The organism is Parabacteroides sp. AF48-14 (assembly GCF_003477465.1).
Taxonomy (GTDB): Bacteria; Bacteroidota; Bacteroidia; order Bacteroidales; family Tannerellaceae; genus Parabacteroides; species Parabacteroides acidifaciens.
This window is the reverse complement of the sequence record NZ_QUDI01000056.1, coordinates 21,869-31,642: the sequence shown is the minus strand read 5'-3', so window position 1 is coordinate 31,642 and position 9,774 is coordinate 21,869. Positions and strand designations below refer to the sequence as shown.

Here is a 9,774-nt window from a genome sequence, read left to right as displayed (position 1 = left end):
CGTTCTAAACAGCCTTTTTGGGGCTATCTCACTTTTCAAAAAACAACGTGGCTGCGTATTGATCTGATTGGAGAATAAGTCTTTTTCACACAGTCTCTAAAACGAACGGATTGATAAACACCCGGCTTTGCCGGATTCCTCTGCGGGTTTGAACCCCTTTAACAAGGAACCGTCTCTATTCTAAGGGGGTTCAAACCCACAGCGGAAGAGGCTCTGCCTCCAATCTTTTAAACCGTCCGTTGAAACGGACGGCAAAAGAGAACCTGCGGTGCAGGGATATGAAATAACAGGAAGAATAGAGAGAAGAAAAGATATTTTCCATATATTTGTCTCTCGCAATGCATAACACATAATACATTACAGTCATGACCCGTCCAGAAATCGTACAACGCATCCGCGAAGTCCTCCGCCGCGTAGCCCCCGAAGCCCAAGCAATCCTTTACGGCAGCGAAGCCCGTGGCGACGCCCGCCCGGATAGTGACATCGACCTGTTGATATTGGTAGATAAGGAGCGGATAAGCCTGAAAGAAGAAGAGAAGATCACCGATCCTCTTTATGACATCGAAATAGAAACAGGTGTAATGATCAGCCCCCGCGTCTTTTCCAAAAAGCTATGGGGCAAGCTGGTCACCCCCTTTTATGAAAATGTAATGAGGGAAGGAGTACTGCTATGACAGACGAAGAAAGACACATCCTTGTAACCTTGCGCCTGCAAAACGCAAAGGCTACATTATCCGAAATCCCCGTCCACTTAGAGCACGGCTTCTGGAACACCGCCGTCAGCCGTATGTATTATGCCTGCTATTATGCCGTCGCCGCCCTGCTGTTGAAACACGGTATCAGTGTCAAGACCCATTCCGGCATCCGAAACGCATTCTGTAAGGAATTTGTGCTGCCCGGAATGGTCGACAAGGAACAATCACGTTTCTACACCAACCTGTTCGACTACCGTCAAACCGGCGATTACGACGACTACATCATGATGGACGAAAGGAAGGTAACCGAGCTCTACCCGAAAGCCATCCTCTTCATCGACATGATAGAGCGCCTGATAACCGAGACAAATTAAGTTCTTTTGCGGCCCCGCGTCGGGGCGCGGGGACAGGTCGCAATGACACGCTAAAAGGGGCGTGCCTCGCTCTTAGCCCTTTACCGCAAGGATATGAAAAGCCCTGTAATAGTGACACTAAAAGTGTCGCCATTACAGGGCTTTACTTATGGGAGGAGGATTACTTGCTGAAACGTTCTTTTAGTTTAGCCAACATATCCTTCGTCATGGAGTCGAGGTCGTATTCCGGCTTCCAGCCCCATTCCTGGCGGGCACAAGTGTCGTCCAGGGAGTTCGGCCATGATTCGGCGATAGCCTGGCGCAACGGGTCTACGTCGTATTCCATCTGGAACTCCGGCATATACTTCTTGATGTTGTTGAAGATGATCTCCGGGTCGAAGCTCATGGAGGCGATGTTGAAGGAGTTGCGGTGAACGAACTTCGTAGAGTCGGCTTCCATAATCTCGATAGCGGCGCGCAGGCCGTCCGGCATGTACATCATATCCATAAATGTACCTTGCTTGATCGGGCATACGAACTTTTCGCCTTTAGCGGCCGAGTAGTAGATATCGACTGCATAGTCTGTCGTACCGCCGCCCGGAGGTGTCACGTATGAGATCAGGCCGGGGAAGCGTACGGAACGCGTGTCGACACCGAAACGGATATTGTAGTAGTCGCTCAACAGCTCGCCGGAGACTTTCGTCACGCCGTACATGGTGCGCGGGTTGCGGATCGTGTCCTGCGGAGTTTTGTCCTTCGGCGTGTTATTGCCGAATACGCCGATCGAACTCGGTGTAAACACTGCACAATGCATTTCGCGGGCTACTTCCAATACATTAAATAAACCGCCCATACCGATCTTCCAGGCAAGCTGCGGTTTCGCTTCTGCTACGGCAGACAGGAGGGCTGCCAGGTTATAAATCGTATCTACCTTGTATTTGGACACTGTCTCGGCAATCTGCTGCTCGTTCGTAATGTCCACGATTGCAGAAGGCCCTGATTCCAGCAATTCGCCTTTCGGTTCCTGTCCGGGGATATAACCTGCTACAATGTTACCACCGTAGATACTTCTCAACTTCATGGTCAGTTCCGATCCGATCTGGCCGGTAGAACCAATAACTAATACATTCTTCATTGCGTTTGATGTTCTTTTAAGTTTTTTTCCGAGGCAAAGGTATAGAGAATAAATGCATTCCTACACGAATTTCTTATGTTTTTTTAGTCTATATATTCAAAAAAAGTGTGACCTTTGCCTCTGCCTAATTGAATATCGACAATTGTCAATTAAAATAATACTAACAAAAAACAAACGTTATGTACGGTAAACTGAAAGATTTCCTGACACAGGAGCTGGCAAACATCAAAGCTGCCGGATTGTATAAGAACGAGCGTATCATCACTACTCCCCAACGGGCTGACATCAAGGTAAACGCAGGAAGCGACGTGTTGAACTTCTGCGCAAACAACTATTTAGGCCTGTCGGACAACCAACGTCTGATCAAAGCGGCTAAAGAGGCTATGGACACACACGGATACGGTATGTCGTCCGTCCGTTTCATCTGCGGCACACAGGATTTGCACAAACAGTTGGAGGCTGCTATCTCCGATTACTTCAAGACAGAAGATACGATTTTGTATGCTGCCTGCTTCGACGCTAACGGCGGATTGTTCGAACCGTTGTTCACGGAAGAGGATGCCATCATCTCCGATGCATTGAACCATGCTTCCATTATCGACGGCGTACGTCTGTGCAAGGCTAAACGCTATCGCTATGCGAATGCCGACATGGCAGACCTGGAACGTTGCCTGCAGGAAGCCCAGGCACAGCGTCACCGCATCATCGCGACAGACGGTGTGTTCTCGATGGACGGAAATGTCGCTCCGATGGACAAAATTTGCGAACTGGCCGAGAAGTACGACGCATTAGTGATGGTCGACGAATCTCACTCTGCCGGTGTTGTCGGCCCGACGGGACACGGCGTTGCCGAACAGTTCAACTGCTACGGAAAGGTGGATATCTTCACCGGTACATTGGGTAAGGCATTCGGTGGCGCTATGGGCGGATTCACGACCGGAAAGAAAGAAATCATCGATATGTTGCGCCAGCGTTCACGTCCTTATCTGTTCTCCAACTCGGTTGCTCCGGCTATCGTCGGCGCCAGCTTGGAAATGTTCAAGATGTTGAAGGAGAGCGATGCTTTGCATACGAAACTGATGGGCAATGTCAGCTACTTCCGCGACAAGATGATGGCTGCCGGTTTCGACATCAAACCGACTCAATCGGCTATCTGTGCCGTTATGCTGTATGACGCTAAGCTGTCTCAGGACTTCGCTGCCCGTATGCAGGAAGAGGGTATTTATGTAACCGGCTTCTACTATCCGGTAGTACCGAAAGACCAGGCCCGTATCCGCGTACAGTTGTCCGCCGGCCACGAAAAAGAACATCTGGACAAGGCGATTGCCGCATTCATCAAAGTAGGAAAAGAACTGAAGGTTATCAAGTAAGTTTTCTTCTCTCAAAAGACAAAGGGCGAAGTCAGGAAACTGTCTTCGCCTTTTTCATTTAAAACGACTGCTCTTCTGAAGAAAAGAGCTATCTTTGCCCTATCACAAAAACACCGTAAGAATATGATAACAACCGTAACTATAGACGACAGCCGTCCCGAAGCAAAAGCTCTTATCGAATATCTGCGTACACTCAGTTATGTAGAGGTAGAAAACGAAGAAGAGGATATCGATTATGGCCTCTGCTACTCCGTGCAAGAAATGGATGCCAGACTGGACCAGACATTAAAGGAGATGAGAGAAGGGGGTGGCATGGACCACGAAGAAGTCTTCAAGAGAATAATGAAAACATTTGACGAGTAATGTAATGAAACAAGTGAAAACAGACAAGAAAGATTATGCAACTCAGTAACTATCATAGTCATTGTACCTTTTGTGACGGGCGGAGCACGCCGGAGGACTTCGTTAAGTTTGCCGTTTCGCATGGATTCCGGGCCTACGGCTTTTCTTCCCATTCGCCGCTGCCGTTTGAGACGTTCTGGAATATGTCGAAGGACGATATGCCTGAATACTTGATGGAGATCGAACGGCTGAAGAAGAAGTATGGCGACCAGCTGGAAATATATGTCGGGCTGGAAATCGACTTCTTAGATGAGACTTATAATGCCTCTATCCCCTATTTCCGGAACCTGCCGCTCGATTACCGCATCGGTTCCATTCATTTCCTGCCGGTAGCCCTTCCGCTTACGGAAGAGAATATGGTTTGCATAGACGGTTCTTTCAGGGATTACCGGAACTCGGTCGATACCTATTATGAAGGGGATATCCGCAAACTGGTCGCCCGCTATTTCAACTCCACGCTGAAGATGATCGAGGCCGGCGGGATCGACATTGTCGGGCACATGGATAAAATCTATATGAACGGACAGAAATACGAAGCCTTCGATCTGAAGGCCGACTGGTACCAAAAGCCGCTCGACGACTGCCTGCACCTGATTGCCGAGAAAGGGCTGATGGTCGAAGTCAACACCAAAAACCTGCAAAAGAAACAAAAGCTTTACCCGCATAGCGATTACCTGTACCGCCTGTGCGAACTGGGTATCCCGGTGATGGTCAACTCCGACTGTCATTATCCCGACCTGGTGAACGACGGACGCGCCGAAGCATTCGAACTGCTGAAAAAGGCGGGATTCAAATCCACCCGCGAGCTTATCGGCGGAAAATGGGAGGATGTAGCAATTTGAGGCATTTGTAACAGAAACGTAACATGTATTTCATTCCTTCGAAATACCGAACTGCGTCCTTTGCAGAAATAAATTATATTTGTAATAAATAAGACACATCGGTTATGGATATGCAAAAGATTCTTGTGGTGGACGATGAAGAGGATTTGTGTGAGATCCTTAAGTTCAATCTCGAAATAGAAGGATATGAAGTAGACACCGCCTTCAGTGCCGAAGAAGCCCTGAAGATGGATATCCCTTCTTACCAATTGCTGCTGCTGGACGTCATGATGGGTGAAATATCCGGTTTCAAGATGGCCAGTATCCTGCAGAAAAACGAGAAGACGGCCGGCATCCCTATCATCTTCCTGACTGCCAAAGATACGGAAAACGATATGCTGACAGGCTTCAACTTAGGGGCAGACGACTATATCTCCAAACCATTCTCGATCCGCCAGGTCGTAGCCCGCGTGAAAGCCGTGCTGCGCCGCACGACCGATAAAGAGAAACCGCAGGAAAACGAGCTTCTCGAATACGAAACACTTTCGCTCGACATAAAGCGCATCAAGGCGACTGTCGACGGCCAGGAAGTATCCCTCACCAAGAAGGAATTCGAAATACTAAGACTGCTGTTGGAGAACAAAGGAAATGTATTCTCGCGCGAGGAAATCCTTTCCCGGATATGGAAAGACGAGGTCTACGTGCTCGACCGCACCATCGATGTAAACATCACCCGGTTACGTAAGAAGATCGGGCCGTACGGAAAGAACATCGTCACCCGCCTCGGTTTCGGTTATTGTTTTGAAGGCTAATCAAAGAATACGGAAAATGGTTAAAATAGAATCGGGGACAAAAAACAGAATACCTTTCAGCCAGCGGCTCTTCTGGTCGATATTCGCCATGTTCCTGGGGTTTACGGCTTGTTTCCTGTTGTTCCAGTATCAAAGGGAGCGGGAGTTTGCACAGGAGAAGTTGAATAATGTACTGGGGAATTATAACTACCAACTGTTTCGCCGCACGCAGCAGGCTGAAGATATTAATAAAGTAGTCCACCTGTTTATCAGCGAGATCCCGCAAAAGGACCTGCGCGTCACGATTATCAATCCCGACGGCAAAGTCCTGTTCGACAACAGCGGGGCAGAAGAGTTCAACAACCATAACGACCGCAGCGAAGTGCGCAAGGCACGCCTTTACAACGAAGGGTTTGCCATCCGCTCGTCCAACTCGACGGGAAAACGCTATTTCTACACGGCAACGAATATAGGCGGATACATCTACCGCTCCGCCCTGCCCTGGGACCCGTACACGCAACGCGTCCTGACGATCGACACGGATTTCGTCTACTTCATGGCCCTGATGACGCTGATATTCTTTTTCGTCCTCTCCCGCTTCACGTTCAGTATCGGGCGGACGATCTCGAAACTACGCGATTTCGCCTTGAACGTGGAGAAAGACCGGATACCGGAAAATGAATATACATTCCCGAACGATGAGTTGGGGGATATCTCCAAAAATATCGTCAGCCTCTACCACCGCCAGCAGAAGGCCAAAAACGAGCTTTCGATGGAGCGCGAAAAGCTGATCAAGCACTTCCAGTATGCCAAAGAAGGGTTTGCCATGTTCACAGCGGAAGGCAGGGAGATATTGTCCAACATCCTCTACGTGCAGTTTGCCAACGTGATCTCCGACATCCAGATACGGCAGTCGGAAGATGCGATCGACATACCGGAACTCGAACCGATCCACCTTTTCCTGAGTAAGAATATCCCCAATACAAACCGCAAGCGGAAAGTCTTGCGCGAATCGGTCACGATAGACAAGAACGGGAAGATTTTCCTGATCGAATGCATCCTGTTCCTCGACAACAGCTACGAGATTTCCATCAACGACATCTCGCGCCAGGAGGAAGAGAGCCGGATGAAACGCCAGTTGACGCAGAACGTGGCGCACGAGCTGAAGACCCCCGTCAGCAGCATCCAGGGATATTTAGAAACCATCATCAGCAACCCGACACTGCCGGACGAGAAGCGCCAGTTCTTCCTCGAACGCTGCTACTCGCAGAGCACGCGCCTGACAGGTCTGCTGCGTGACATCTCCGTGCTGAACCGCCTGGACGAAGCCTCCGAGATGTTCGAACTATCGGATGTGAACATCCCGAAACTGATCGGCGAGATCGAAAAAGAATGCTCGAAAGAGATCGAGGAAAAGAAGATCACAACGGAAGCGATCCTGCCGGGCAACCCGACGATATACGGCAACTACTCGCTGCTCTATTCGATCTTCCGCAACCTCTACGACAACGCGATCGCATACGCCGGCGACGGCATCCACATCACGGTCAACTGTTACAAGGAAGATCCTAAGTTCTATTACTTCAGCTTCACGGATAACGGCGTCGGCATCTCCGAAGAACATATCAACCGTATCTTCGAACGCTTCTACCGTGTCGACAAAGGCCGCAGCCGCAAGGTCGGCGGGACAGGACTGGGCCTCTCCATCGTCAAAAACGGCGTGAACTTCCACAAGGGGCAGATCTCCGCTAAGAGCGGCCTGGGCAAAGGGATGACCTTCTTCTTCACCTTAAAGAAAAAGATATAATCCTACTCCACATGTATGCTCTCCACCGGATTCTCCCGGGCTGTACGCCAGTTCTGGAAGGAAACGGTGAGGAGGGTAACAAGTAGGATGATGCCGAAGGCCAGAACAAATACCCACCAATAAACAGGCGTCCGATAAACAAACGTCTTCAGCCAACCGGAAGCTAACATATAGGCGACAGGCGTAGCCAGAATGAAGCAGACGACCACGATATAGAAATATTTGCGGTTAAACATCAGCAGGATATCCGCCACCGTCGCCCCGTGCACCTTACGGATGCCGATCTCCTTCCGGCGATACTGCGTCTCGAAGATCACCAGGCCGAAAACACCTACTATCGAGATCAGGATCGCCAACACGCTGGACCACGTCACCATCTGCTTCACAAACTCCTCGCGATGATAGAGCTGATTGTACAGGGAGTCGTAGAACTCGATCTCCAACGGATAGGATGCATCTATATTGGCCGCAGCTTCGCGGATATAGCCGACGACTTTCTCGGCATCAGCCCCGGCACGCAAGCGGATATACGAGAAATTGAGCGGCTGCATCACCTTCGGCGTCGAGACTAAGAAGGCCATATTGGTTTTCTCCTCGCGCATTGAGGTCAGCAGCACATCATCGGTAAAGCCCACGATGCGGCCAGGCCCCCAGCCCATATCGACCAGGTCACCGAGGTGGAGGTCGTTCGCCCGGCGCGCGTCTCGTTGAAGACGAAGTGGTTCAGGCTGTCTCGCTCGTCCGTACGGCTGAAATTATCCCCTTCCGTCAACCGGATGCCCATGACATCGAGGAAGGATGGCGATACGTTGAGCAGAAAGCCATTAAACGTTTCTTCCTTACAGGAGAATTCATACGTGGAATAGGAATCCTCGCCGCCGAACTTCTGGAAAGCGAAGGCAACGTTCTCAATCTCCGGATACTTCATCAACTGGTCGACATACGCATCGCGATGCTTGCCCGACATCTCGTTGCTCAACTCCGCTATAACAATCCGGTCGCAGTCGAAACCTAAGTTATAATGCCGCATGAAGTAGTTCTGCAACTGGATGATACAAGCTCCGACAATCAGAGCGATAGAAACGACATACTGCAACCCGATCAATGCCGTACGCAGCCGCTTCCCGGCAGGCGACAGCCCGAAACTCCCCTTCAACACCAACGCCGGAGGGAAAGACGTAATGTAATAAGCCGGATAGACACCCGCCAGCACGCCTACCAGCAAAGCAATCGCCCCCGTCGCAGTCACGACGGAAAGATTGGATAGTAAACTGATATCCGCCTCGACAAACGAGAGGAGCTGCCCCCTATTGAGCAGGTAAATCCAGACAAGCGCCAGGACATAGGCAACAAGGCAAATCCCCGCCGCCTCTACTAATAGCGAAAGGCGGAGCGCCCCGGCAGGGCTTCCCAACACTTTCTGCGTATTGATGCTCCGGATGCGCATCGGCGTCAGCGCCGTACTGAAATTCATATAATTGACCGCCGCAATCAGCAGGATCAGCCAGCCGATAAAGAAAAGCAGGCGTACCGTGTCCGGGTTCTGCGTCTTCAGCGGGCTTGCGCCCCACACATCCTGCATATTCATATAATGTATATCGCCGAGCGGGATCAGATGCAGGTGCAGATGATCCGCTCCCCAGATCTGCGAGTAGTCGAACGTACGGTTAAAGTTGTCCTCCACGGCGGCGGCAGACTCCGGGCTGTCGAGCAGCAGGTAGCATAGCCAGTTCGACCCGCCCCACTCCGTCGGTTTGCGGAAAGAGGCGTCGATCGCCATGTAGATATTGTTGCTTAGCTGCGTATTCTCAGGGAAATCGCGGTAGACGGCCCCTACCGTCATGTTTTTTACCGTCTTGGTCCAGACCCAGTCGTGCGAATGGATCTGTCGGCCGACAGCCGGTTCGCCGGCGAACATTCGCCGAGCCAGACTTTCCGGGATAATAGCCTTCTCCGGGTCTTGGAGGCAACTTCCGTCGCCCTCGACAAAGGTGAATCCGAAGATATTCACAATATCGGGAAGACAAGTCGTGACCCGTTCACGGAACCCCTTCTGGTCGTTTCCATCACCGATCGTAAGGTAGTAGCGTTTATCGTAAGGCGTAATCAGCGTCCCTGCCTCGATATGCGGAGACGAGGCGATCAGCACGTCGGGGAACGCCCCCGGATAGATCACACGCCCGTCGGCCATGACACTGTCACAAAGTTCAGCCAGAAAAATCCGGTCGGCCTTCGGATGACAACGGTCGAAGCCGTAATCATACCGTACCTGCATCATCAGGATCAGAAACGCGGCAAAAGCGACCGAAAGCCCGGCAACATTCAGGAACATCGCCATCTGAAAACGCCGGAACATGCCGAGAAAATTACGTACAAGTGTCTTCATAATCTATTATTCAT

10 protein-coding genes are annotated in these 9,774 nt (G+C 50.7%); 7 read left to right on the top strand and 3 right to left on the bottom strand.

The window, feature by feature from the left end:
• The first annotated feature begins 365 nt into the window (after window positions 1-365).
• Complete coding sequence (locus tag DW083_RS19600; protein WP_122333558.1) at window positions 366-674, top strand: nucleotidyltransferase domain-containing protein; 309 nt, start codon at window positions 366-368, stop codon at window positions 672-674.
• Window positions 671-1,069, top strand: coding sequence for a HEPN domain-containing protein (locus DW083_RS19595; protein WP_122333557.1), 399 nt, complete (start codon window positions 671-673; stop codon window positions 1,067-1,069). Before DW083_RS19600 ends, DW083_RS19595 begins: the two co-directional genes overlap by 4 nt.
• A 160-nt stretch (window positions 1,070-1,229) precedes the next feature.
• Here DW083_RS19595 and DW083_RS19590 read toward each other — a convergent pair whose 3' ends face one another.
• The gene (locus tag DW083_RS19590) at window positions 1,230-2,183 is read right to left on the bottom strand and encodes an NAD-dependent epimerase/dehydratase family protein (protein ID WP_122333556.1); all 954 of its coding nucleotides are present in this window, start codon (window positions 2,181-2,183) and stop codon (window positions 1,230-1,232) included.
• A gap of 179 nt (window positions 2,184-2,362) precedes the next feature.
• Here DW083_RS19590 and kbl point away from each other — a divergent pair, with 179 nt between their 5' ends.
• From kbl to DW083_RS19565, 5 genes are all read left to right on the top strand, one after another.
• Window positions 2,363-3,553, top strand: coding sequence for a glycine C-acetyltransferase (kbl, locus tag DW083_RS19585; protein WP_122333555.1), 1,191 nt, complete (start codon window positions 2,363-2,365; stop codon window positions 3,551-3,553).
• A gap of 123 nt (window positions 3,554-3,676) precedes the next feature.
• Window positions 3,677-3,916, top strand: coding sequence for a hypothetical protein (locus tag DW083_RS19580; protein ID WP_115500791.1), 240 nt, complete (start codon window positions 3,677-3,679; stop codon window positions 3,914-3,916).
• A 35-nt stretch (window positions 3,917-3,951) separates the two neighbouring features.
• The gene (locus DW083_RS19575) at window positions 3,952-4,797 is read left to right on the top strand and encodes a histidinol-phosphatase (RefSeq protein WP_122333554.1); all 846 of its coding nucleotides are present in this window, start codon (window positions 3,952-3,954) and stop codon (window positions 4,795-4,797) included.
• Window positions 4,798-4,901: 104 nt separating this feature from the next.
• Window positions 4,902-5,588, top strand: coding sequence for a response regulator transcription factor (locus DW083_RS19570; protein ID WP_122333553.1), 687 nt, complete (start codon window positions 4,902-4,904; stop codon window positions 5,586-5,588).
• 16 nt (window positions 5,589-5,604) lie between these two features.
• Window positions 5,605-7,374, top strand: coding sequence for an ATP-binding protein (locus tag DW083_RS19565; RefSeq protein ID WP_122333552.1), 1,770 nt, complete (start codon window positions 5,605-5,607; stop codon window positions 7,372-7,374).
• A gap of 2 nt (window positions 7,375-7,376) precedes the next feature.
• Here DW083_RS19565 and DW083_RS23695 read toward each other — a convergent pair whose 3' ends face one another.
• Both DW083_RS23695 and DW083_RS19560 read right to left on the bottom strand, forming a co-directional pair.
• Entirely contained in the window at window positions 7,377-8,033 is a 657-nt protein-coding gene (locus DW083_RS23695) for an ABC transporter permease (RefSeq protein WP_370039442.1), read from the bottom strand.
• Window positions 7,982-9,760: an ABC transporter permease gene (locus tag DW083_RS19560; protein ID WP_370039440.1), complete on the bottom strand. Its 1,779-nt coding sequence runs from the start codon at window positions 9,758-9,760 to the stop codon at window positions 7,982-7,984. The genes DW083_RS23695 and DW083_RS19560 overlap by 52 nt, the downstream gene beginning before the upstream one ends.
• Between the last annotated feature and the right edge of the window lie 14 nt (window positions 9,761-9,774).